This window comes from Nonomuraea muscovyensis, from assembly GCF_014207745.1.
GTDB classification, from domain to species: Bacteria; Actinomycetota; Actinomycetes; order Streptosporangiales; family Streptosporangiaceae; genus Nonomuraea; species Nonomuraea muscovyensis.
The window spans coordinates 2,054,727-2,078,083 of sequence record NZ_JACHJB010000002.1 but is presented as its reverse complement, the minus strand read 5'-3'; the positions used below and the strand labels follow the sequence as shown (position 1 = coordinate 2,078,083).

Genomic DNA, 23,357 nt, shown 5'->3' with positions numbered 1-23,357 from the left:
CACTGTCTATGGCGCAACTTCGTGTGCTGGCGGTCGATGACGAGCTTCCCGCGCTGGAAGACCTGTCGTACCTGCTGCGCGCCGACCCCCGCATCGGCGACGTGGCGACCGCTCGGGACGGTGCCGCGGCACTGCGGCTGCTGGACCGCGCCATCGCCGAGGGACGGCCGATCGACGCCGTCTTCCTCGACATCCGCATGCGCGGCCTGGACGGGGTCGTGCTCGGCCGGTTGCTGTCGCGGTTCGCCAACCCGCCACGCGTCGTGTTCGTCACCGCGTACGAGGAGCACGCCGTCGACGCCTTCGAGATCAAGGCCGAGGACTACCTGCTCAAGCCGGTCCGCCCGGAGCGGCTGGCCGAGGCCATCCGGCGGGTCGCCGCCTCCGCCGACGTGCCCGTGGACGCGGGGGAGTCCGACACGATCCCCGTCGAGCTGGGCGGGGTGACGAGGTTCGTCTCCAGCGCCGACGTCGTCTACGTGGAGGCGCAGGGCGACTACGCCCGCCTGCACACGGCCACGGGCACCCACCTGGTGCGCATCCCGCTCGCCACCCTGGAGGAGCGGTGGGCGTCGGCCGGCTTCGTCCGCGTGCACCGCAGCCACCTGGTGGCCGTCAAGCACATCGAGGAGCTGCACATCGACTCGGGCCGGTGCGTGGTGCGGGTGGGCCGGACGGAGATCCCCGTCAGCCGCCGCCACACGCGCGAGCTGCGCGACCTCCTCGTCCGGCGCGCCCGGAAGGGCCGCCCCGAGTGACCGCGGACCCGCCCCGCCGGGACGACCCGCCCGCGACGCCCACCGGCCCGCGCCGGGGGGAGGGGCCGCGCCGGGTGGATCTGCCCCGCCGGCACGACCAGACGCGGCGGGCCGACCAGGCCCGACGGGTGGCCGTGACCAGCCCCCGCACGGCCGCGGCCCGCCGGCCCCGCTATCCCGCCACCCGCGAGATCGACGAGCAGACGCACCTCGGCGAGGTGTACATGCGCTCCCTGCTGCGCACCCAGTTCCGGCTGGCGATGTTCGTCTGCACGGTGCTGGGCTGCGTGGTCGGCGGGCTGCCGCTGCTGTTCCTGCTCATCCCGCGGCTGCGCGAGGCCGAGCTGCTCGGGATCCCGCTGCCGTGGGCGGTGCTCGGCGGGCTCATCTACCCCGCCTTCGTCGCCGGCGCCTGGCTGTACGTCCGCCAGGCCGAGCGCAACGAACGCCACTTCGCCGACCTGGTCGAGCGCCGGTGACGGGCACCACGACCCTGCGCGGGCGGCCCCGGTGAGCCTCACCGCGGTGCTCATCGTGGTCGTCGCGGCCGTGCTCGTCGGCGCGTTCGGCATCCGCGTCTCCCGCACCACCTCCGACTTCTACGTCGCCTCCCGCACCGTGAGCCCGCTGTGGAACGCCTCCGCCATCGGCGGCGAGTATCTGTCGGCGGCCTCGTTCCTCGGCGTGGCCGGGCTCATCCTGTCCTTCGGCGCCGACATGCTGTGGCTGCCCGTCGGCTGGACCGGCGGCTACCTCGTGCTGCTCGTGCTGGTGTCGGCGCCGTTGCGGCGCTCCGGGGCGTACACGCTGCCCGACTTCGCCGAGGCCCGGCTGGAGTCGATGACCGTGCGCCGCACGGCGAGCGTCCTGGTGGTGCTCATCGGCTGGCTGTACCTCATGCCGCAGTTCCAGAGCGCGGGCCTGGTGCTGCGGGAGATCACCGGAGCCCCGCCGTGGGCCGGCGGGCTGCTGGTGGGCGTGGTGGTCGCGGTGAACGTGCTGTCCGGCGGCATGCGGTCGATCACGTTCGTGCAGGCGTTCCAGTACTGGCTGAAGCTGACCGCGCTGGCGGTGCCCCTGGTGTTCCTGCTGATGGCGTGGCAGGCCGACGGCGCGCCCGCCCTCGGCCCGCAGGACGCGGCCGGCTGGCAGGTGCCGCTGACCGGGCCCAGGGAGTACGGGCTGTACTCGACGTACTCGCTCATCCTCGCGACGTTCCTCGGCACCATGGGACTGCCGCACGTGCTGGTGCGGTTCTACACCAACCCGGACGGCCGGGCCGCCCGCCGCACGACGCTGGTGGTGCTGTCGCTGCTCGGCGCCTTCTACCTGCTGCCCGCCCTGTACGGCTGGCTGGGCCGGCTGTACGTCCCCGACCTGGTCCGCACCGACGCCGTCGTGCTGACCCTGCCGGGCCGGATGGTCGGCGGCACCCTCGGCGAGCTGCTGACGGCGCTGGTCACGGCCGGGGCGTTCGCCGCGTTCCTGTCGACCTCGTCGGGGCTGACCGTGTCGGTGGCCGGGGTGATCGCCCAGGATCTGCTCCGGGGCGGGGTGCGCTCGTTCCGCGTCGCGACGGTGCTGGCCGTGATCGTTCCTCTGGTGCTGGCCCTGTGGGCCCGTGCGCTGCCGGTGGCCGACGTGGTGGGGCTGGCGTTCGCGGTGGCGGCGTCGTCGTTCTGCCCGCTGCTGGTGCTCGGCATCTGGTGGCGGCGGCTCAGCACCACGGGCGCGCTGGCCGGGCTGTTCGTGGGCGGCGGGCTGGCCTGCGCCGCGGTGCTGGTCACGATCGTCGGCGGGCCGTACGAGGGACTGGCGAACGCGCTGCTGGCCCAGCCGGCCGCCTGGACGGTGCCGATCGCGTTCACGGTGATGATCGCGGTGTCGTTCGTCACCCCGCACCGTGTCCCGGCGGGCGTGGCCAGGACCATGGTCCGGCTGCACACCCCCGAGGACCTCACCCTCGACCGCGGCGACTGGCGGCCCCGCTCCTCCTAGCGGGCCGTCCTGGTGGGCCGTCCAAGAGAGCGTGCTAGGCAACTGGAACGTCGGCGAACAGGCCGACGCTGGGGATCTGCACCCCGAGCTGGTCGGCGTCCTCGGGGATCCCGGCGAACACCGAGAAGTAGGGGGCGGTGTCGCCCGGACGCAGTTTCCCCTTGGTGGGGCTGCACGAGCACTTGTCGCCCTCGGTCACCGGCCCGTACGTCCTCCCGGTCGCCGGGTCCACCACCGTCACGCCCGCGGTGCTGTTGTACTGCCACGTGTCAGCGGCCCGGTGCCGAACGCCGTCCACTGGTCCCACTCGCTCGCGCCGTCGTTGCGTACCGACCACTGCAGGACGACGGTCCGGCCCTTGCGGGTCAGCGAGAGGACCTTCACGTGCAGCTTGACGCCGTCGATCTGGAGATCGCGGCCCGCCAGGGCGGCGCCGTCGGGCCGGTCGGGGCGACCCAGCGTCAGCGCCAGCACGGCCACCGAGACGGCGAGCGCCGTGATCGCGGCCAGCACCGGCACCAGCCACCGGCGGGGGCGCGGCTGCGGGGCGGCGGGGGCCGGACCGGCGAGGCCCCAGCCGTCGCTCACCAGCCGCGTCGCGGCCTCGGCGGTCACCCGCTCCCGGCCCAGGAGTCGGTCGAGGAGCTGCTGGGCCGTGGGACGCCGGGCGGGGTCCTTGTCCAGCGCCTGCTCGACGAGGGGACGCAGCCGCTCGTCGAGGCCGTCCAGGCGCGGCACGTGATGGGCGACGCGGTAGAGGATCTCGGCGTCGCCGCCGCCCGGGAAGGGCGGCCGGCCGGTGGCGGCGTAGGTCACCACACAGCCCCACGCGAACACGTCGGCCGCCGTCGTGACCCGCTCGCCGCGGCCCTGCTCCGGCGACATGTACGGCAGCGTGCCGATGACCACCCCGGTGTCGCCGCCCAGCGTGTCGGCGAGCTGCGCGATCCCGAAGTCGATGACCCGCGGGCCGACCGGGGCGAGCAGGATGTTCGACGGTTTGAGGTCCCGGTGCACGACCCCCGCCTCGTGGATGGCGGACAGCGCGGTGGCCACCCCGACGGCCAGCGCCTCCAGCGTCGAGCCCGTCATGGGGCCCTGCGCCTCCACCACGGCCGACAGGTCGGGACCGTCGATGTACTCGGTCGCGATGAACGCCTGGTCGCCGTCCAGGCCCACGTCGAGGACGGCCGCGGTGCAGAACCGGGCCACCTTCCGCGCCGCCTCGGCCTCCTTGCGGAACCGCTGCCGGAACTCCTCGCGCGCGGCGAGCTCCGGCCGCATGACCTTCAGCGCCACCTGCCGCCCCGCGCCGTCGTGCGCGAGGTACACGATGCCCATCCCGCCGGAGCCGAGCCGGCGGTCGAGCATGTACGGGCCGATGACACGCCGCTGCGCGCCGGTCACGTCAGGGGATAAATGACCATTCATCGCGCCCCATCATGCCCTGCCCGACGCCCCGTCGCAGCCCACCCGGCCTGAGCCCGGCTAGGGAGGGGGCAGTTCGCCGGAGCCGCGGGCGACCAGTTCGACCGGGACACGGACCAGGCGGGGCTCCGGCGCGGAGCCGAGCAGGAGGTCCACCGCGCTGCGCGCCAGGCGCCGCACGTCGTAGCGCACCACCGTCACCCCCGGGTTGAACACGTCGGCCAGCGCGAAGTCGTCGAAGCCCACGTACGCTGGCCGCTCGGGGCGCTCGCGCAGCGCCTGCAGGATGCCGATCGCGGCCCGGTTGTTGGTGGCGAAGAACGCGGTGGGCGGGTCGGGCTGGGAGAGCAGCCGGGTGACCTCGTGGCCGGCCCGCCACGGGTCGAAGACGCCGCGCACGACCAGCGACTCGTCCACCGGCACCCCGGCGGCCCGCAGCGCGGACCGGTAGCCGGCGGCGCGGTCGTGCACGGAGCTGAGCTCGTCGTCGTCGGAGATGAGCGCGATGCGGCGGTGGCCCCGGGCGAGCAGGTGCTCGGTCGCCATGAGGCCGCCGCGCACGTCGTCGAGGGCCACCACGTCGGCCCGGTCGAGCCCGGCCGGGACGCGGTCGACGAAGACCGTGGTGAGCCCCGGGTGCTCGGCCAGCCAGCCGTGGTCGGCCGCCGACGGCACGATGATCAGCGAGTCGACGCCCCTGCCGTACATCGACTCGATCAGCATCCGCTCCCGCTCGGGCCGTTCCTCGTACGAGCCGAACACCACCAGCGCCTCGTGCTCGCCGGCCGCCGCCTCCACCGCGGCGGCGAGCCGGGAGTAGAACTCGTTGGAGATGTTCTCCATGATGAGCCCGATCGTCAGCATGGTCGCCCCGCGCGCCAGCCGGCTGGCCGCCTCGTTGCGGCGGAAGCCCAGCGCGCTGATCGCCGCGTGCACCCGCTGCTGCACCGAGGCGCTGACGTGTGGCTCCTGGTTGACCACCCGCGAGACCGTCTTCAGGCTCACTCCGGCGTGACGGGCCACGTCGGCCATGGTCGGCTTGCGCACTGTCATAGTCTGCCCTCATGGACGATGAGTGGATCTGTGGCCGTCTGGGTGAGGACGAGCCCTGGATGCTGGGCGCGGTCAACCCCCCGATCTTCGAGAACTCCCTGTTCGCGTTCGCGACGGCGGAGGAACTGGGCGAGGCCATCAGGAACGAGGACGAACGCTACGTCTACTGGCGGGGCACCAACCCGACGGTGGATCTCGCCCAGCGCAAGCTCGCCGCGCTGGAGCGGGGTGAGCGGGCCAAGTGTTTCGGGTCGGGGATGGGCGCGATCTCCGCGACCATCTCCTCGCTGGTGTCGGCGGGGGACCATGTGCTGGTGCTGGGCGCCGTCTACGGGCCGACGACCCAGTTCCTGCGTTATCTGGAGAAGTACGGGGTCACGCATACGCACGTCGACAGTCTCCAGGCGTGTGACAGCGCTATCAGGGAGAGCACGCGCCTACTCTACTTCGAATCCCCCTCCTACATGCGCTACGAGGTCTTCGACATTCCGGCGGTGACCGCCTGGGCGGCGCGGCACGGGCTGGTGACGGTCATGGACAACACCTGGTCCACGCCGATCTTCCAGAAGCCGCTGACCATGGGCGTCGACCTGGTCGTGCACTCCCTGTCGAAGTACGTGGGCGGCCACAGCGACCTGGTCGGCGGCGTCGTGGTCGGGCCGTCGCGGCTGATCAGGCCGCTGGCGCTGACCGAATACCAGCTCTACGGCGCCGCCATGTCCCCGCACGACGCCGCCAAGGTGATCAAGGGGCTGCGCACGCTGCCCGTCCGGATGGCCGCGCACCAGGAACGCGGGCTGGCCGTCGCCGAGTTCCTGGCCGACCACCCGGCGGTGCGGCGGGTCAACCATCCGGGGCTGGCCTCGCATCCGGGGCACGCCGTGGCGCTGCAGCAGATGTCGGGGTTCTCCAGCCTCTTCAGCGTGGAGCTGGACACGGAGTCGCGGCAGGACGTGGCCGCGTTCCTGGATCTGCTTCGACACTTCCGGATCGGGGTGTCGTGGGGTGGGTTCGAGAGCCTGGTGAACGCGCCCGCCCTGACCACCAAGGAGAGCGTCCGCGCCACCATGGGCATCCCGGTCGGACTCGTCCGGCTGTCGGTCGGACTGGAGGCGGCGGAGACGTTGATCAAGGACCTCGGTCTAGCGCTGGAGGGGGTCGGTCGCCTAGCGTGACTGACAGCGCTGTCTTACCTCGCACGGAGGCACACATGAGATCATCACGCCTGGCGGCACCCACGGCTCTGCTCGCCGCCGCAACGCTGGCCCTCGCGGGCTGCGGCTCCGACTCCGGTTCCTCCGGTGAGGTACGGCTGCGCATGATAGAGAGCCTGACCAGCCCCGAGCGGACCAAGCTGATCAAGACCCTGATCGCCGACTTCGAGAAGGCGAACCCCGGCGTCTCGGTCGAGCTGGTCTCGCCGCCGCTGGACAGCGCCGACCAGAAGATCACGCAGATCCTGCAGACGAAGAAGGACCTGGACGTGCTGGAGGTCCGCGACCACACGGCCAAGTCCTTCTCCAACAACGGCTGGCTGGCCGAACTGCCGACCGACGCCTGGCCCGGCTGGGCCGACCTCACGGACCTGGCCAAGAAGAAGACCGTCGAGGTCGGCGGCAAGCCGTACCTCATCCCCTACGGCTTCTACCAGCGGACGCTGTTCCACCGCACCGACTGGGGGCTGACCCAGCCCCCGAAGACCTGGCAGGAGCTGTACGAGGCCGGCAAGAGGATGACCTCGGGCGACCGCTTCGGCTACTCCTTCCGGGGCGGCAAGGGCGGCGCCGACTACGCGGTCATGATGATCAGCGCGTACAACGGCGAAGCTCTCGACCCGGAGAAGTCGTTCTTCCTCAAGGACAAGCGGACCATCTTCGCCACCCCCGAGGCCGCCCAGGCGCTCGACCTGTACGTGAAGATCTTCAAGGAGGCCTCGCCGCCCGACTCCGTCTCCTGGGGCTACCCCGAGATGGTCCAGGGCTTCACCTCCGGCGTCACCGGCATGCTCATCCAGGACCCGGAGGTGATCAAGACGGTGGAGGAGAGCGGCGTCAAGGCCTGGTCCACCGCCCCCATCCCCAAGGGGCCCACGGGCTACGCCTTCCAGCCGGTCGGGTACGCCGGCTGGGGCGTCACCTCCTTCAGCAAGCACCAGAAGGAGGCGGTCAAGCTGGTGCAGTTCCTGTCGGAGTCCAAGCAGAGCATCGCCTTCGCCAAGGGCAACTCGCTCATCCCGATCTCCAAGCAGGCGCAGAACGACCCGCAGTTCTCCCAGGGCGCCTGGAAGGCCTACCTGGAGGCCCAGCAGGACCCGCAGCAGGTGATCACCATCCGGCCGGTGGACTACCCGGGCTGGAGCCAGTTCAACGTCGACTCCGACCGTGACGTCCAGGCGCTCATCACCGGCAAGAAGACCGTCGCCGAGGTGCTCACGTCATGGGACGCGTTCTGGGCCGACCAGGGCAGGAAGGTGTCATGAGCTCGGTCGCCAGACCGGCGTTCACCGCCCGCAAGGCCAGGTTCATCGCCCTGTGCCTGCTGCCAGGCGTGATCTTCGTGGTGGTGTTCACCTACTACCCGATGATCCGCGGCGCCGTCATCGCCTTCCAGCGCTACAACCTGTTCGACCTGACCTCCACGCCCTTCGTGGGGCTGGAGAACTTCCGGTCGGTGCTGGCCGAGGACCGCTTCTGGACGGCGCTGCGCAACACCGGCACGTGGGTGGTCGTGTCGCTGTTCTTCCAGTTCTTCCTCGGCTTCGGGCTGGCGCTGCTGCTGCGGCGCCAGTTCCGGGGCCGGGGCCTCTACCAGGCGTGGGTGTTCTTCCCGTGGGCCATGTCCGGCTTCCTGATCGGGCTGCTGTGGCGGTGGATGTTCAACGGGCAGTTCGGCGTGGTCAACGACCTGCTGCTGAAGGCCGGGATCATCGACGAGCGGATCGGTTTCCTGGCCTCGCCCGGCTGGGCGATGACCTCGGTCATCGTCGCCAACGTCTGGTACGGCGTCACGTTCTTCGCCATCATGATCATGGCGGCGCTGCAGTCGGTGCCCGGCGAGCTGTACGAGGCGGCGTCGGTGGACGGCGCCTCCCGGCTGCGGCAGTTCTGGCACGTCACGCTGCCGCACATCCGGCCCACGCTGGCGCTCATCGTGCTGCTGCGGATCATCTGGATCCTCAACTTCCCCGATCTGATCTACGCCATGACCGGCGGCGGCCCGGCCGGCGGCACCGACATCGTCACCACGTTCCTCATCCAGCAGGTCATCGGCGGCGACTACGGCCGGGCGGGCGCGGTCGGGCTGCTGGTGCTCGGCCTGCTGCTGTCCTTCAGCGTCTTCTACCTGAACGTCACCCGCTTCGAGAGGTCACGATGAGGCGTCTGGCCAAGGCCGTCGTGCTCGGCGTCTGGCTGCTGATCACGCTCTTCCCGCTCTACTGGATCGTCGTCACCTCGCTCAAGCCCAAGGCGGAGATCTTCTCGATGCCGCTCAGGTACTGGCCGGGCGAGGTCACCTTCGAGCACTACGAGGAGCTGTTCTCCTTCGCCGACTTCGGCACCTACCTGCTCAACAGCCTCGTGGTCTCGCTGGTGGCGGCCGGGGCGGTGACGGTGACCGGCGTGCTCGGCGGCTACGTCCTGGCCCGCTTCTCCTTCCCCGGCCGGGGCGCGCTGATGCTGGCCTACCTGGTCACCCAGATGATCCCGCTGTTCATCGCTCTCGGCCCGCTCTACCTGCTGATGTCCGACTTCGACCTGCTCAACCGGCTCGCCGGGCTCATGCTCGTGTACGTCGCCATGCTCGTGCCGTTCTCCACGATCATCATGCGCGGCTTCTACGAGCGGATTCCCGTGGCGCTGGAGGAGGCCGCGCAGGTGGACGGGGCGTCGCGGCTGGCCGCGATGGTGCGCGTCGTCATCCCGGTCATGCTGCCGGGCATCGCCGCCACCTTCATCTTCGCGTTCGTGCAGTGCTGGAACGAGCTGTTCCTGGCCATCACGTTCATCGACAGCGAGGACGCCAAGACGATCCCCGTCGCGATGAACTCCTTCATCACCCAGTACGACATCGACTGGGGCTCGATGGCGGCCGCGACCGTCGTCTCCGTGATCCCCACCCTGATCCTGTTCGCCGCCATCCGGCGCTACATCGTCGAAGGACTCACGGCGGGTGCGGTCAAGGGCTGACAAAATCTCGGCGACGCGCCGACCTCGGCGAACGGACGCCCGCGACCGTTCGTCGTGTGAATGGCACCATTCATCGCAAGCCGGGCACAACTGGCCGCCGGAGCGCGGCGGCTCACCGAACCACCGCGCTTACACCCTCCCCTGCGGGTAGGTTGCCCTCTTACCGTGTGCGTGATCCGCATCACAGTGGAGGGTCTCGTGACGACTCAAGAACATGACGCGTCCGTTTATGAGGAAGTGCAGCGCAGCAGTGAGTTCCAGGAGCTGAAGCGCCGTTTCCGCCGGTGGACGTTCCCGATGACCGTGGCGTTCCTGGCGTGGTACCTGCTCTACGTGGTGCTGTCCGGCTGGGCGCGTGACTTCATGTCGATCAAGCTGGTCGGCAACATCAACGTGGCACTGGTGTTCGGCCTGCTCCAGTTCGTCTCGACGTTCTGGATCGCCTGGGCGTACGCCAGGCACGCCGAGAAGAAGCTCGACCCCATCGCCGACAAGCTCCGCCACGAGGTCGAGGAGAGGACCCGATGAGCTCGCAAGCCCTTTCCGCCATCCTCTTCCTCGCCTTCGTCGCCCTGACGCTGGTGATCACGTTCTGGGCGAGCCGGCAGACCAAGACGGCGGCCGACTACTACGCCGGAGGACGCTCCTTCAGCGGCGCGCAGAACGGCCTGGCGATCGGCGGCGACTACATGTCGGCCGCGTCCTTCCTCGGCATCGCCGGCATCATCGCCCTGTCGGGCTACGACGGGTTCCTGTACTCCATCGGCTTCCTGGTGGCGTGGCTGGTCGCGCTGCTGCTGGTCGCCGAGCTGATGCGCAACTCCGGCAAGTTCACCATGGCGGACGTGCTGGCGTTCCGGATGAGCCCGCGCCCGGTCCGGACCGCCGCCGGCGTGTCCACGATCACGGTGAGCATCTTCTACCTGCTCGCCCAGATGGTCGGCGCCGGCGCCCTGGTGGGCCTGCTGCTCGGCGTCACCTCCCCGGCGGGCAAGGCGTGGACGATCGTCGGCGTCGGCGCCCTCATGATCGTGTACGTGGTCTTCGGCGGCATGAAGGGCACCACCTGGGTGCAGATCGTCAAGGCCGTGCTGCTCATGGGCGGTGCCGCGCTGATCACCGTCCTCGTGCTGGCCCACTTCGGCTTCAACCTGTCGAGCCTGCTGGGCGAGGCCGCCGCGCAGAGCGCCAAGCCGGAGCAGTTCCTCAGCCCCGGCGGCAAGTACGGCACCGAGGCGCAGGGCCTGGCCGGCAAGATCGACCTGATCAGCCTCGGCATGGCGCTCGTGCTCGGCACGGCCGGCCTGCCGCACATCCTCATCCGTTTCTACACCGTGCCGACCGCCAAGGACGCCCGCAAGTCGGTGCTGTGGGGCATCGGCATCATCGGCACCTTCTACCTGCTCACCCTCGTCCTCGGCTTCGGCGCCGCGGCCCTGGTCGGCAGCAAGACGATCGCCGCCGCGGACAAGGCGGGCAACACGGCAGCGCCGCTGCTCGCCGAGGCCATCGGCAAGACGTTCCTCGGCGACGTCGGCGGCACGGTCCTGCTGGCCCTGATCGGCGCGGTCGCCTTCGCCACGATCCTGGCCGTCGTCGCGGGTCTCACGCTCGCCTCCTCCTCCAGCTTCGCGCACGACCTGTACGCGCACGTCTTCAAGCGCGGCAACGTCACCGAGCGCGAGGAGGTGCTGGTGGCCCGGGTGTCGGCGTTCGTCATCGGCGCCGTCTCGATCGGCCTCGGCATCCTGGCGCAGGGCCAGAACGTCGCCTTCCTGGTGGCGCTGGCGTTCGCCGTGGCAGCCTCGGGCAACCTGCCCGCGATCCTCTACAGCCTGTTCTGGAAGCGGTTCAACACGGCCGGCGCGGTCGCCTCCATCTACGGCGGCCTCGTCTCCGCCCTGGTGCTGGTCATCTTCTCGCCCGTGGTGTCCGGTTCGGCGACGGCCCTGTTCAAGGACGCCGACTTCGCCTGGTTCCCGCTGAGCAACCCCGGCATCATCTCGATCCCGCTCGGCTTCCTGTGCGGCTGGCTCGGCACGATCATGAGCAAGGAGTACAACGCCGCCAAGTACGCCGAGATCGAGGTCCGCTCGCTCACCGGCGTCGGCGCCGAGAAGGCGGTCAAGCACTGATCCGCCGCGACTGAGAGGGGCCCGGCCGTCCGGCCGGGCCCCTCTTCGCGTGCGCTCAGGTGCCGACGGGTTCGGCGCGCAGCCGGGCCGAGTGCTTCACCAGCGTGATGAGCACCTCCCGGCTGGAGTCGCGCTTGCGCGCGTCGCACAGGACGATCGGGATGGACGGATCGAGCTGGAGCGCCAGCCGTACCTCGTCCAGCTCGAACGTCGGCGACCCCTCGAAGCAGTTGACGGCCACCACGAACGGGGTGCCGCGCCGCTCGAAGTAGTCGACCGAGGGGAAGCAGTCGGCCAGGCGGCGGGTGTCGGCCAGGATGACCGCGCCCAGCGCGCCCTCGGCCAGTTCGTCCCAGACGAACCAGAACCGCTCCTGGCCCGGCGTGCCGAACAGGTACAGGACGTAGTCGTTGGTGAGGGTGATGCGGCCGAAGTCCATCGCCACGGTGGTGGTGCGCTTGGCCTCCACCGAGGTGAGGTCGTCGACGCCGATGCCGCGGTCGGTGAGGATCTCCTCGGTCCGCAGCGGCCTGGTCTCGGAGACCGAGGCGACCATCGTGGTCTTCCCGGCCCCGAAACCACCCGCGATCAGGATCTTGATCGCCCTGGGCAGGCGGGGGCGCTCAGAGCGATCGAAGACCATCGAGCACCGCCCTGTACATGTTCATGTCACGCATGTCCACCTCGGATTGCGGCTCCTGAGCCGAGACGAGTTGCTTGTCGAACAGGTCGCCGAGGAGAACCCGGATCGTGCCCGCGGGCAGGTCCAGGTACGCGGCGATCTCCGCGACCGACTTCGGTTCGCGGCAGAGCTGGAGGATCTGCAGATGTTCGGGGTCGAGCCCGGCGTCGGGGCCGGGCGAGGGTCCCACGGCCAGGGCCATGGAGATGAGGTCGAACTTCCCGTGCACCGGCTGGGTGCGCCCCCGCGTCACGACGTAGGGACGGATGATCTCGGGATCGACCCAGTGCTCGTCCGTCGGCTCGTCCGTTCTGGTCACCGGTCGCTCCCGGCGACGGCCTCGCCGGTGCGCGCGGCCGAGGTGAGGTACTGGCCGACGCGCGCGACCAGCATGGCCATCTCGTAGGCGATCAGGCCGATGTCGGCGCCCTGGCCGCACAGCACGGCCAGGCAGGCCCGCTCGCCCGCGAAGGTCACGATGAGGAAGCGTGACTTCCACTCCACGACCGTCTGCCGGATGGCGCCCCCGCCCACACGCTCGGAGACCCCCTTCGCCAGGCTCTGCAGCCCGGAGGCCACCGCCGAAAGGTGCTCGCCGTCGGTTCGCTCCAGCCCCTCGGAGGAGGCCATCAGCAGCCCGTCGGACGACAGCACGATGGCGTGCTCGGCGTCGTTGACCCGGCCGACGAGGTCGTCGAGCAGCCAGTTGAGGTCCGTGCCCGAAGCCGGTGTCACCCGTCGCCTCCCGGTCGCTGGTCATCCATGAGCTTGGCGGCCTCGGACCTGCCCAGGCGGGTGCCCGACTGCAGGGATCCCATCATGGCTCGAATCTCCTCCGGGGATCGCTCGTCATCGTCCTCCTCGTCGACGGTCGACACGTCGGGTGGCTCCGCCCTCAGGGCGGGGTTCAGGTTCGCCTGGGGCACCCGGAAGGGCAGCCCCGACGGCGTGAACTCGGTGGGCGCCTGCCGGCGTTCCGGCGTCGCCCGCTCCTCGGGGGCCGCCTCGGACCCACCCCGTTCGCCGGGCTCACGGGCCTCGGCGGGCTCACGGGCCTCCGTGGGCTGGCGGAGTTCGGCGGGCAGGTGGGGCGCGGTGCGGTCGTGGGCGTCGGCGGGCTCGCGCGGGCCGTCGAGCTCCTCCGACCGCAGGGCCAGCGCGCGGCGGGCCGAGGCGACCCTGAGCGAGCGGACGTTCTCCGCGGCGGCCGGCCGGGCCGCCGTGGCCACCGCGCTCAGCCCGGTGCTCGGGCCGGCGTTCGTGGCACTGCTCTGCCGCTGCGGCAGGCGCGCCGGTGGCCGGTCGTCGGGGTCCGGACGGCTGTCGTCGATCTCCACCAGCTCCTGCGGCAGCAGGACGACGACCGTGGTGCCCCCGTACGGCGACTGCTTGAGCACCACGTGGATGCCGTGCCGCTCGGCCAGCCGGCTCACCACGTACAGGCCGAGCCGCGCGGTGCCGGTGATGCGGAACTCCGGCGGGTCGGCGATGCGCTCGTTGGCGGCGGCCAGGTCCTCGGGCTTCATGCCGAGGCCGCGGTCCTCGACCTCGATGACGTAGCCGTTGGCCACGAGCTGCCCGCTCACCTGCACGGTCGTGTAGGGAGGGGAGAACGACACCGCGTTCTCGATCACCTCGGCCAGCAGGTGGATGACGTCGCCGACGGCCCGGCCGACCAGCACCACGTCGCCCATCGGCATCAGGTCGACCCGGGTGTAGTCCTCGACCTCCGCCAGCGCGCCGCGGACCACGTCCACCATCGGCACCGAGCGGCGCCAGGTGCGGGCGGGGGAGGAGCCGGACAGCACGATGAGGTTCTCGGCGTTGCGCCGCATCCGGATGGCCAGGTGGTCGAGGCGGAAGAGCTCCTTCAGCTCCTCGGGGTCGGTCTCGCGCCGCTCCATCACGTCGAGCACGGTGAGCTGGCGGTGCACCAGCCCCTGGGTGCGCCGGGCCAGGCTGAGCAGGATGTCGCGGATGCTGCGGCGCAGCGCGGCCTGCTCGACGGCGACGCGGATGGCGGTCTCCTGGACCGTGTTGAACGCCTGGCCGACCTGCCCGATCTCGTCGTCGCCGAACTGCAGGGCCGGCGCCTCGACGGCGACGTCCACGGTCTCGCCGCGGCCGATCCGCTCCACGACGCCCGGCAGCCGCTCGTCGGACAGCTCGTGCGCGGCGTCGCGCAGCTTCTGCAACTGGGCGAGCAGCCGGCGGGTCGTGGTGATCGACAGGACGATCGAGGCGATGACGGCCAGCAGACCGAGGCCGCCCATGAGCACCAGCCGGACGACGACGCCCACGGCGACGGGCTCGACGCGTTCCACGACGCGGTCGCCGGCGTCGAAGACGAAGGCGTTGAGCTCGGCCGAGGCGCGTTCCGTGGCCGCCTTCCACTGCTCCGCGCCGAACGGGATCCCCTCGAGGTCGCCCCCGAAGTCCGCGAGCAGCGTCTCGAGGTTGGTCAGCCGGGTGAACGCGCCGCCCTGCATGAGCGAGTTGTAGGCGACCTGGTCCTCGTGCGGCAGCTCGGCCGCGGCGTGCTCGGCGAGGATCCGCCAGGCGCCCACGGTCTCGGCGAACCGCTTGTGCTCCTCGACGGTCAGCCGTCCCTCGGCCAGCGCACCGGCCAGCAGGGAGTCCTCCCGGGAGAGCACCTCCTGTGCCCGGCTGAGCTGCAGCAGCGTGCGCACGTCCTGGGCGACCGTCTTGTCGTCCACGGTCGCCATCGCGCCGTACATGCTGTAGATCGAGTCGATGACGTCCGCGTACGCCTTGCTCGCCTGCAGGCGGGTCATCTGCCCCGCGTCGATGGAGGTGCGGACGGCCCGCAGGCCGTCCAGCCGCTTGAACACCTGGGCGAGCCGCTCGTCCCCTTCGTCGTCGACGGCCCAGTCGACGATCCAGGCCCGTGTCGACTCCTCGAACGCGGCCTTGACCTGGTCGGAGCGCTTGCGCTGGTCCTGCATGAGCTTGCGGGACCGGGGGCTGCTGTCACCCAGGCGGACCATCGTGGTCCTGCGCTCGCGCTGGAGCTCGACCAGCACCGTCTCGCTGGGGCTGATCACGTGTCCGTCGACCTGCTGAACCCAGAGGAGGTTGACGCCGTCGCGTAAGGTCACCCAGGCGGCGAACGCCCACAGCGCCGTCAGGGAGAGAAGCAGAGCTGTGATCTTGGTCCGCAGCCGTGAATTGCGGGGGCGCATCGTACCTACCCTGCGACGTCATTGAAGTGGCGACCACCAGGTCCTGCAGTGGGCATACCGGGCGCTGACAACCTGGGGACCATAGCAAGTGCGCGATCTTCACTCAAGTTGACTCATAGCATTTCTGGCGAGTTATACCTTTTGTCGGTTGTTTTGGGCGAAACGGAGATACGGGCGGAGATAAGGTCGCCGCGTGACCGGTCCGAACCCCCAGAGTTACTTCGCCATCCGCAACGACCTCGCCGACAACCTGCTGAAGGGCTCCCACCAGCTCGCCGGTGTGCCCGAGGCGAGCCGCGGCGCCGTCCTGAGAGCCGCGCTGGACGCCGTGCCGGAAGCCGCCGGGCTGCTGCGCCCCTACCCGGTCCTGTACGCCGACGGCGAGAGCTCGGCCAGCAGGCTCGCGTTCAGCTGCCTGTCGGCCGCGGCGACCTTCCCCGAGGCCGGCCGTGACCAGATCGCGGACCTCGGGGCGCTGACCGCGATCCTGTTCGGCGTCGACGACATCGCCGACGGCATCGCGGGGGAGTGGTCCGCCGACGAGTTCGCGGCGTTCGTGGAGCGGCTGTGCGTGGGCGCCGCGGGCGAGCCGGCCGCGCCGGAGACCGCCGACGGGCCGGTGGGCCAGGTCCTGGCCGCCTGGGCGGGATGGTGCGCCCGGTTCCACACCTATCGGGGCGCGGCGGCCCACGCGGGGGTGCTCGCCCGCCGGTTGGAGCTCGCGGGCGCGGCGATGGCCCGCGAGCGGGCCTGGGCGGCCGGAGCACAGGAGTGGCCGTCGTACGCCGACTACCTGGACTGCGGCCTGCTCACCATCCTCTACCCCACCTGGTGGGCCGCCGCGCTGGCCGTCCGCGGGCCGGAGCCGGCCGACCCGGGGCACTGGGCCGTGATCGAGCCCGCCACCCACCTCGGCGCGTCCTGCATGCGGCTGGCCAACGATCTCAGGACCTTCGAGCGGGAGAAGGCCGAGGGCAAGCCCAACTCCATCGGCATCCTGCAACGCCGCGGCATGAGCGCCGCCGAGGCGGTGGAGCGGGTCACCGGCCACATCGACGAGCTCGACGCGGCCTTCCGGGCGGCGCTGGCCGAGCTCCCCGCCGAACTGGCGGAGATCGCCGACGGGCAGCTCAGGAGCGTGTCGTTCAACGGCCGCTGGTACCTCGCCCGCGACACCCACGCCTACAGCGTGCGCGAGCTGACCGGCGACGCGCAGGCCCACGACGGCCGGTAGCGGCCCCCGCCCGGCGGACGGCTAGGTCCGCCGGGCGAGGTGCGCCGCGGCGATGATCGCGGCCCGGACCACGGCGATCGGCGCGTACAGGTCCTTGTCGTGCCAGAGGGCGGGATGCTCCTCGCCGGCCGAGCGCCGCAGACAGGCCAGACCGCGGCTCACCGCCCGCGTGGCCCGTGGATCGCTCCGCCACCGGGTCAGCAGCAGGACCTGCATCGCGTACGCGGTCTCCTCCGCGGTGGCCGCCCAGCGTCCCCAGGAGCCGTCCGGCCGCTGCGTGGCCAGCACCCAGTCGACGGTCGCGCGCACCGCGCCGGCCGACACCTCGCCGCCGAACTCGTCGAGCGCCAGCGCGCAGCTCGCCGCCGCGTAGTACGGCGAGGCGTGCCACCGGTCGGCCCAGCTCCCGTCCGGCTCCTGCCGATCCCTGATCCAGGCCGCGATGTCGGCGACGGCCTGGCCGTAGCGGGCCCCGGCCTCCGGCCGGCAGGCCACGTACCGGCCGAAGGCGTCGAGCACGTGCGCGTTGACGCTGACCGACCTGCCCTCCTCGCCCGGCCACGTGGAGAAGTGGGTGCCGGTGTGGAAGGCCCACAGGCTGTCCGGCTCGTACGGCACGCCGAGCAGCGCCAGCGCGTACAGCGCCACCGACGTCGTGTCGGCGTCGGCGGGCAGGCCCGGCCCGGCGGCGGCCCCGGTGGGGCCGATCGCGGCCCTGAGGTCCGCCACCATCTCCGGCGGCACGTCGACGCTCACCCCGGCGCGCAGCAGCCAGCTCAGCACCCAGCCCCGCTCGAACACCGTGATGGGCAGGCCGACGGGCACCGGGCCGCCGTGCCTGCTGACGACCGCCTCCAGGTGGGCGCGGGCCGGCTCGTGCGGGTCGCGCGCCGCCGGGTCACCCAGCCAGGCCGCCGTCGCCGCCGGTGAGGCCCCGACGGTGCCGATGGGCGTCGGCACGATCGCGGGCGCGCCCGCGGCGGCCGGGCCGGCGATCTCCAGCGCGTGCAGCAGCTTCTCCGGCACCTCCGCCCCGGACGACACTCTCGCCCTGATCAGGTCGAGAGTGTCGTGTCGCATCCCCTCGGGCAGCGGCAGCGGCTCGACCTCGGGCAGGCCGGCCGCGTGCCGGTTGATGAGGGTGACGAGCGAGGGCACGATGTGCTCGATCGCCGGCATGTCGGGCAGGCCGGCGTCGCCCGCCAGGCAGGGGGCCAGCGCGCGCAGGCCGCGCCCCGCCGCTTCCCGCAGGGCGTCGGGGGCCGTGTCCGGGTCGCCGCGGCGCAGCGCCGCGAGGATGGCCTCGGTGGCGCTCAGCGTGGGCACGAGCCCGTACCCGTCGGGAGCTCCCCACATGCCGTCGGGTCCCTGCGTGGCCAGCAGGTAGCCGAGCCGCTCGGGGTGCCCCGCCAGCCAGGGAGCCAGCGAGACCAGCCGGCCCGTCTCGTAGACCGACACCGAGACGTGCCCCCAGGGCCGGAACATCATGCCGGTCACCAGCTCGTTCGCGGCCGCCACCAGGTCCTCGGCGTCCCGGGCGGCGACCTCCCCGACGGTCATGCGAGCCCCGCCGCGGGCCGCTTCGGCGTCAGCCGGAGCATGAGCTTCTCCTTCGGCCGCACCGACGCCCCGGGGACGGGGGTGAGCCGCTGCGGGTTGGTGAGCACCTGGCGGTACCTGCTCAGGACGTTGGCGATCACCAGCGGGGCCTCCAGGTAGTACAGGTGCCGGCCGAGGCAGACGTGCGGGCCGCCGCCGAAGGGGAGGAAGGCGAACGGGTGGCGGCGCTCCTCGCGTTCGGGTGACCAGCGTTCCGGGTCGAACTCGTGCGGCCGGTCCCAGAACTCCGGCAGCCGGTGCGTCGTGTAGGGGCTGACCAGCACCTGCGAGCCCGCCTTGATCCGGACCCCGCCGATCTCGGTGTCCGCCACGGCCTGCCGGGGGATGATCCAGCCGGGCGGATGGACGCGCAGCACCTCCTGCAGGACCATGCGCAGGAAGGTGAGCCGGGGCACGTGCGCGGGCCGGACCGGGCCGTCGCCCACCACGTCGTCGATCTCCTGGTGCAGCCTGTCGTTGACCTCGGGGTTCTCGTGCAGCACGGCCCACAGCCAGGTCAGCGACATCGCCGTGGTCTCGGTGGCCGCGCCGTAGACGTTGACCAGGTCGTCGCGGATCTGCCCCACGTCCGCCCGGCCGTCCTGCCCGACGCGGGCCCGCATCAGCGCCGAGACGACCTCCTTGGCGCCGGTGTCCGCCTCGGCGCCGGTCCGCTCGATGATCGGCAGGACGATGTCGTCGATCTTCTTCACGGCGGCCAGGAACCTGCGGTCACCGGGCACCCTGACGGAGTACGGGGCGAAGGGCAGCAGCAGCCGGAAGTGGATCGACGTGGCGCAGGTGGCGAACTCCGGGATGAGCCGCTCGGCGGTGTCGCGGGAGATGTGGCCGCCGAAGAGCACCTGGACGACGGCCTGGTTGGTGATCGTCATCATCTGGTAGCCGCCGTCGACCGGCCGGCCGGTCCGCGCGTGCTCGTCGAGCTCGTCCATGCTCTCGGCGATGATGTCGGCCAGGGACTCGCCCAGCGAGGCGGTGTACTTGGCCGTGAACAGCGGCTTGAGGATCTTCCTGCTCGACTCCCAGGGGTCGCCCTCGCTGAAGACGCTGTGGCCGAGCACCCGCCGCAGCGGCCGCCAGAACATGCCCTCCCGCACGAAGTTGGACCATTCGGTCTTCAGGACCTGCTGGACATGGTCGGGATGGGAGACCAGGTAAGGGCGGAAAGGACCGATGTCGAGCCGGACGACCCGGCCGCCGGCTTCGGTGCCCATCCTCGCCAGCTCGGTGACAGGGTCCTTCACGAGACGTGGCAGGGCGCGGTAGAACGGGAAGACATGAGGCTGTGTCACGGTAGCGCCGGTGGCAGGCTGCATGGCGGCGATCCCCAATTCGGACGGGACGTGTGGGTTGACGACTCATGCATCGGACGTCCGAAGAGGCGTTTCCTCGGGACATACGTAACATTGGTGGTCAAGTATCACATGACACTGCATATATGATCAAGAAGGGCTTACGTGCCCTGACCGTAGGTGGGAGGATCGATGGCCGTCCATCCCTCCGCCGTACTTGCTTCCGCCGTCCGGACGTGATGACTTGACACCTCCCCTGACCGAAACCCTCGCCCGGGTGCGGAGGCTGCTCGAGCCCGCTCTGCGTGACGCTGTCGCGAGCCTGCACCCGTGGGGTGGCGACATGGCGGCCTTCTCGCTCGGCTGGACCGAGGCCGACGGCACACCCGCCGGCGAGCGGGGTGGCAAGGCCCTGCGCCCCGCCCTGGCCGTGCTCTGCGCCGAGGCCGTGGGCGGCGCCCCCGAACAGGCCGTGCCCGGCGCGCTGGCCGTCGAGCTGGTGCACGCCTTCTCGCTGGTGCACGACGACATCATCGACCACGACGAGCAGCGCAGACACCGCGACTCGGTGTGGAAGGCGTTCGGCGTCGGCCCGGCGGTGCTCACCGGCGACGCCCTGCTGGCCCTGGCGATCAGTCGGCTCGCGGAAACCGGCAACGGACCCGCGATGGCCCGGCTGTCCGCGGCGCTGGTGGAGCTGGTGAACGGCCAGACGGAGGACATGGCGTTCGAGGACCGCCCGTGGACCGGCCGGGCCGCCGTCACCCTCGACGAATACTGCGCGATGGCCGCCCGCAAGACCGGCGCCCTGCTCGGCTGCGCCGCCGCCGTGGGCGTCACGCTCGGCGGCGGCACCGCCGCGCAGGCCGACCAGGTCTACCAGGTGGGGCTCGACCTGGGGGTGGCCTTCCAGATCGCCGACGACCTGCTCGGCATCTGGGGCGACCCGAACGTCACGGGCAAGCCCGTCCACAGCGACCTGCGCCGCGGCAAGAAGACCCTCCCGGTGCTGGCCGCCCTGGCCGCCGGGGGGCCGGCCGCGGGCGACCTGACCGACCTGCTCGTCTCCGGCGCCACCGGCTCCACCGACGACGAGCCGGCACGCCGGGCCGCCCGCCTCGTCGAGCAGGCGGGCGGCCGGGCGTTCGCGGTGGAGCTGGCGGACCGGCGGGTGGCGACGGCCATGGCCGCCCTCGACGCCTGCCTGCCGTCCGCCACGACCCTGCGCGCCCTCTGCCTCACCCTGGTGAACCGCACCCGCTGACTCCGGCCCGCCGCCGCACCGGGCCCGCGGTGTGCACGCCACGGGGCCCACGGTGCGCGCGTCACGGCGCTCCGCCGGGGAGCCGGAGGAGCGTGCCCCTGGACGGAGACCGGCCACGGTCGGCGGGTGGGCCCTCCCGTGCTCTGCCGTAAAGGAGGGAACGGCGGCGGGACGGTCCGTGGGGGACAGCGGGGACTGGCGTCGGCGGGATGGTCCCTCCGGTGCCTGCGGGCTATGGTGCCGCTGTGGGGAGCGGCGACGCGCGCACGCGCATCCTGGACGCGGCGGAGGAGCTGTTCGCCGGGGGCGGCTACCAGGCCACCCCGACCGCGGTCATCGCCAGGCTGGCCAGGGTGCCCAAGGGCCTGGTGTTCCACTACTTCCCGCGCAAGATCGACGTGCTGGTCGCCCTCGTCGCCGAGCGCACGCTGGTCGAGGAGGGGCGCGAGGTGGAGGCCGTGCCCGGCGACCCCGCCGGCACGCTGTCCCGGCTGTCCCGCCGGCTGCCGTTGCGCGCCTCACCGGCGATGCGGCGCATCCTGTTCCGCGAGGCCGACACGCACGGCTCGGTCAGCGAACGGCTCGGCCGCCTCAACGGCGAGCTGATCCGCCGGGCCAGGTTCGCGCTGGAGCTCGCGCTGCCGGGCACCCGCGGGGACGCCGCCCGGCTGGAGGTCGCTGCGGCCACGTTCGCCGCCGTCCTGCTCTACCAGGAGAACCTCTGCCAGCTCACCGGCCACCAGCTCGACCCCGACGCCGTCGCCGAGCTGATCGCCCACTCGCTCGCCTAGCCGCCCACGTCCTCCTCGTCGGGCAGCTCGTCGAGCGCCCGCTGGAGGTGGCCGAGCAGGCCCCACACGTCGTCCATCCGCTCCGGGCAGGCCACGACGCCGAAGTCGAGCATGCCGTCGTAGGAGAAGCAGGTGATGTTCACGCCGCCGGTCAGGTCGGTCAGCACCGACAGCGGGTAGTACGACAGGACCCGGCCCCCGCACAGGTACAGCGGGAACTGCGGTCCCGGGACGTTGCTGATGATCAGGTTGATGGGCGGGAACGCCACCGACGCCAGCCGGAAGATCGCCGGAGTCGCGAGCGTGGTGACCGGCGCGGGCAACAGCGAGCACAGATCGCCCAGCCAGCCGGCCGGGGCGAGCGCGAAGCGGCGCTTGGCGGCGCGCATCGTCGCGCCCATCCGCCGCAGGCGTTCGACCGGGTCGGCGACGTTCGTGGGCAGCGGAGCGACCATCGCGGAGATCTGGTTGCCGACCGTCTCCCCGGCGGCGCCCTTGCGGACCGCGACCGGGACGGCGACCACGAGCGGCTCGTCCGGCAGCGCGTCCCGCTCCGCCAGCCACGACCGCAGGGCCGTGGTGCACAGCGTCATGACGACGTCGTTGACGCTCACGCCGTGGGCGCGCGCCACCTTCCTGACGTCCTTCAGCGGCACCGAGCCGATCGCCAGGTGCCGCCCGCCGCTGATCGGCCCGTTCAGCGGCGTGCGTGGAGCCGCCAGCCGGGGCAGTTCGGGACGCCGGTGCGGATCCCGCGTCACCGTCCTGGCCGCCTTCGCGATCAGCCCGGCACCGGGGATCGCGCAGGCGAGCGGGATCGCGTCCAGGTCACCGGCCGCGCGCACGGCCGCCGCCGCGGCCCGCACGGGGTACGTCGCCGACCGCACGACGGCCCCCAGCAACATTCCGCCCCACCCAGGAAGCCCCCCACCCCTCTCATCGGTCCCGGCGGCCGGTGCATCGACCAGCTCGCCGGTCCCTGCGGCCGGTGCATCGACCAGCTCATCGGTCCCTGCGGCCGGCCTGTCCGCCGCGATGCCGGTCGTCAGCCGCTCAGCTGCCGGCCGCCCGCCGACCATCCTGGAACACAGTTCGCCCAGCCCGGCCGAAGCCGTGTCGGCGGGCGTCTCCCGCTGGTGGCCGGAGCTCGTGGGCGGAGGAGCGGGGTGGCGGGGTATGGGGGTGAGGTCCAGGAGGGCGGCGAGTGTCTCGGCGCCCGAGACGCCGTCGATCGCCGCGTGGTGCACCTTCGTGTAGACGGCGACCAGGCCGTCGGCCAGCCCGCGGATGAGGTGCATCTCCCACAGGGGGCGCGTCCGGTCCAGGTGGCGGGCGTGGATGCGGGCCACCTCATCGGTGAGTTGCCGCCGGTCTCCCGGAGCCGGCAGGACCGTCTCGAACAGGTGGTCGTCGATGTCGGGCGCCGGCTCGGCGACCCAGTACGGACGGTCGAGGCCCAGCGGCACCGGCGCCAGCCGGTGGGTCAGCGCGGGGGACAGGTGGATGCGTTCCCGCAGCAGATCGGCCAGCGCCTCCCGGCTGACGGAACCGTCCGCGGGGTCGAGGATCGCGAGGCCCGCCACGTGAGCGGCCGTCGTCGCGCACTCGACATCGAGGAACTGGGCGTCGAGCGCGGTCAGCTGGCGCATTCGCTCCCCCTGGGTGGGTGTGCCGTCAGCATCACACGCGACCATTTCAGTAAGGTTTCGGCG

22 protein-coding genes are annotated in these 23,357 nt (G+C 71.7%); 12 read left to right on the top strand and 10 right to left on the bottom strand.

Annotated elements, in window-relative coordinates; genetic code table 11:
* Positions 1 to 8 precede the first annotated feature (8 nt).
* From FHU36_RS26480 to FHU36_RS26470, 3 genes are read left to right on the top strand one after another with little or no spacing between them, the layout of a single operon-like run.
* A complete protein-coding gene (locus FHU36_RS26480; protein ID WP_185086526.1) occupies positions 9 to 758 on the top strand; it encodes a LytR/AlgR family response regulator transcription factor in 750 nt (249 codons plus the stop codon).
* Positions 755 to 1,237, top strand: coding sequence for a hypothetical protein (locus FHU36_RS26475; protein WP_312891838.1), 483 nt, complete (start codon positions 755 to 757; stop codon positions 1,235 to 1,237). The genes FHU36_RS26480 and FHU36_RS26475 overlap by 4 nt, the downstream gene beginning before the upstream one ends.
* A gap of 31 nt (positions 1,238 to 1,268) precedes the next feature.
* Positions 1,269 to 2,756, top strand: coding sequence for a sodium/solute symporter (locus FHU36_RS26470; protein ID WP_185086525.1), 1,488 nt, complete (start codon positions 1,269 to 1,271; stop codon positions 2,754 to 2,756).
* A gap of 34 nt (positions 2,757 to 2,790) precedes the next feature.
* On the opposite strand, the gene FHU36_RS26465 is transcribed toward FHU36_RS26470, so the two are convergent.
* From FHU36_RS26465 to FHU36_RS26455, 3 genes are read right to left on the bottom strand one after another with little or no spacing between them, the layout of a single operon-like run.
* Positions 2,791 to 2,997 carry a hypothetical protein gene (locus tag FHU36_RS26465; protein ID WP_185086524.1) on the bottom strand — a complete coding sequence of 69 codons (207 nt, stop codon included), beginning with the start codon at positions 2,995 to 2,997 and terminating at the stop codon, positions 2,791 to 2,793.
* Positions 2,994 to 4,187 (bottom strand): serine/threonine-protein kinase, encoded by a 1,194-nt coding sequence (locus FHU36_RS26460; RefSeq protein ID WP_185086523.1) that lies wholly within the window; start codon positions 4,185 to 4,187, stop codon positions 2,994 to 2,996. The genes FHU36_RS26465 and FHU36_RS26460 overlap by 4 nt, the downstream gene beginning before the upstream one ends.
* A 57-nt stretch (positions 4,188 to 4,244) precedes the next feature.
* Positions 4,245 to 5,231: a LacI family DNA-binding transcriptional regulator gene (locus FHU36_RS26455; protein WP_185086522.1), complete on the bottom strand. Its 987-nt coding sequence runs from the start codon at positions 5,229 to 5,231 to the stop codon at positions 4,245 to 4,247.
* 17 nt (positions 5,232 to 5,248) lie between these two features.
* Here FHU36_RS26455 and FHU36_RS26450 point away from each other — a divergent pair, with 17 nt between their 5' ends.
* The 6 genes from FHU36_RS26450 to FHU36_RS26425 all read left to right on the top strand — a co-directional run bounded on the left by FHU36_RS26450 (position 5,249) and on the right by FHU36_RS26425 (position 11,559).
* Positions 5,249 to 6,412 (top strand): trans-sulfuration enzyme family protein, encoded by a 1,164-nt coding sequence (locus FHU36_RS26450; RefSeq protein WP_185086521.1) that lies wholly within the window; start codon positions 5,249 to 5,251, stop codon positions 6,410 to 6,412.
* A 35-nt stretch (positions 6,413 to 6,447) separates the two neighbouring features.
* A complete protein-coding gene (locus tag FHU36_RS26445) occupies positions 6,448 to 7,716 on the top strand; it encodes an ABC transporter substrate-binding protein (protein ID WP_185086520.1) in 1,269 nt (422 codons plus the stop codon).
* Positions 7,713 to 8,612, top strand: coding sequence for a carbohydrate ABC transporter permease (locus FHU36_RS26440; protein ID WP_221496582.1), 900 nt, complete (start codon positions 7,713 to 7,715; stop codon positions 8,610 to 8,612). The genes FHU36_RS26445 and FHU36_RS26440 overlap by 4 nt, the downstream gene beginning before the upstream one ends.
* Positions 8,609 to 9,424, top strand: coding sequence for a carbohydrate ABC transporter permease (locus FHU36_RS26435; protein WP_185086518.1), 816 nt, complete (start codon positions 8,609 to 8,611; stop codon positions 9,422 to 9,424). The genes FHU36_RS26440 and FHU36_RS26435 overlap by 4 nt, the downstream gene beginning before the upstream one ends.
* Positions 9,425 to 9,661: 237 nt before the next feature.
* A complete protein-coding gene (locus FHU36_RS26430; RefSeq protein WP_376774156.1) occupies positions 9,662 to 9,952 on the top strand; it encodes a DUF485 domain-containing protein in 291 nt (96 codons plus the stop codon).
* Positions 9,949 to 11,559: a monocarboxylic acid transporter gene (locus tag FHU36_RS26425; RefSeq protein ID WP_185086516.1), complete on the top strand. Its 1,611-nt coding sequence runs from the start codon at positions 9,949 to 9,951 to the stop codon at positions 11,557 to 11,559. Before FHU36_RS26430 ends, FHU36_RS26425 begins: the two co-directional genes overlap by 4 nt.
* Positions 11,560 to 11,614: 55 nt before the next feature.
* Here FHU36_RS26425 and FHU36_RS26420 read toward each other — a convergent pair whose 3' ends face one another.
* From FHU36_RS26420 to FHU36_RS26405, 4 genes are read right to left on the bottom strand one after another with little or no spacing between them, the layout of a single operon-like run.
* On the bottom strand, positions 11,615 to 12,202 hold the full coding sequence (locus FHU36_RS26420) for a GTP-binding protein (protein ID WP_185086515.1): 588 nt from the start codon (positions 12,200 to 12,202) through the stop codon (positions 11,615 to 11,617).
* The gene (locus tag FHU36_RS26415) at positions 12,183 to 12,560 is read right to left on the bottom strand and encodes a DUF742 domain-containing protein (protein ID WP_185086514.1); all 378 of its coding nucleotides are present in this window, start codon (positions 12,558 to 12,560) and stop codon (positions 12,183 to 12,185) included. The genes FHU36_RS26420 and FHU36_RS26415 overlap by 20 nt, the downstream gene beginning before the upstream one ends.
* A complete protein-coding gene (locus FHU36_RS26410) occupies positions 12,557 to 12,976 on the bottom strand; it encodes a roadblock/LC7 domain-containing protein (protein ID WP_185086513.1) in 420 nt (139 codons plus the stop codon). The genes FHU36_RS26415 and FHU36_RS26410 overlap by 4 nt, the downstream gene beginning before the upstream one ends.
* The gene (locus FHU36_RS26405) at positions 12,973 to 15,444 is read right to left on the bottom strand and encodes a sensor histidine kinase (RefSeq protein WP_185086512.1); all 2,472 of its coding nucleotides are present in this window, start codon (positions 15,442 to 15,444) and stop codon (positions 12,973 to 12,975) included. Before FHU36_RS26405 ends, FHU36_RS26410 begins: the two co-directional genes overlap by 4 nt.
* 193 nt (positions 15,445 to 15,637) lie before the next feature.
* On the opposite strand from FHU36_RS26405, the gene FHU36_RS26400 reads away from it, so the two are divergent.
* Positions 15,638 to 16,678 carry a terpene synthase family protein gene (locus FHU36_RS26400; RefSeq protein WP_185086511.1) on the top strand — a complete coding sequence of 347 codons (1,041 nt, stop codon included), beginning with the start codon at positions 15,638 to 15,640 and terminating at the stop codon, positions 16,676 to 16,678.
* A gap of 21 nt (positions 16,679 to 16,699) precedes the next feature.
* Here the strand turns inward: FHU36_RS26400 and FHU36_RS26395 are convergent, their stop codons facing one another.
* Positions 16,700 to 18,238 carry a prenyltransferase/squalene oxidase repeat-containing protein gene (locus FHU36_RS26395; protein WP_185086510.1) on the bottom strand — a complete coding sequence of 513 codons (1,539 nt, stop codon included), beginning with the start codon at positions 18,236 to 18,238 and terminating at the stop codon, positions 16,700 to 16,702.
* Complete coding sequence (locus FHU36_RS26390) at positions 18,235 to 19,590, bottom strand: cytochrome P450 (protein WP_185086509.1); 1,356 nt, start codon at positions 19,588 to 19,590, stop codon at positions 18,235 to 18,237. Before FHU36_RS26390 ends, FHU36_RS26395 begins: the two co-directional genes overlap by 4 nt.
* A 277-nt stretch (positions 19,591 to 19,867) precedes the next feature.
* Between FHU36_RS26390 and FHU36_RS26385 the strand changes: the two genes are divergently transcribed.
* Together FHU36_RS26385 and FHU36_RS26380 are read left to right on the top strand one after the other, a co-directional pair.
* Positions 19,868 to 20,854, top strand: coding sequence for a polyprenyl synthetase family protein (locus tag FHU36_RS26385; RefSeq protein WP_312891835.1), 987 nt, complete (start codon positions 19,868 to 19,870; stop codon positions 20,852 to 20,854).
* A gap of 245 nt (positions 20,855 to 21,099) precedes the next feature.
* A complete protein-coding gene (locus FHU36_RS26380; RefSeq protein WP_312891834.1) occupies positions 21,100 to 21,645 on the top strand; it encodes a TetR/AcrR family transcriptional regulator in 546 nt (181 codons plus the stop codon).
* Here FHU36_RS26380 and FHU36_RS26375 read toward each other — a convergent pair.
* Entirely contained in the window at positions 21,642 to 23,294 is a 1,653-nt protein-coding gene (locus FHU36_RS26375; protein ID WP_185086507.1) for a wax ester/triacylglycerol synthase domain-containing protein, read from the bottom strand. The genes FHU36_RS26380 and FHU36_RS26375 overlap by 4 nt on opposite strands.
* Between the last annotated feature and the right edge of the window lie 63 nt (positions 23,295 to 23,357).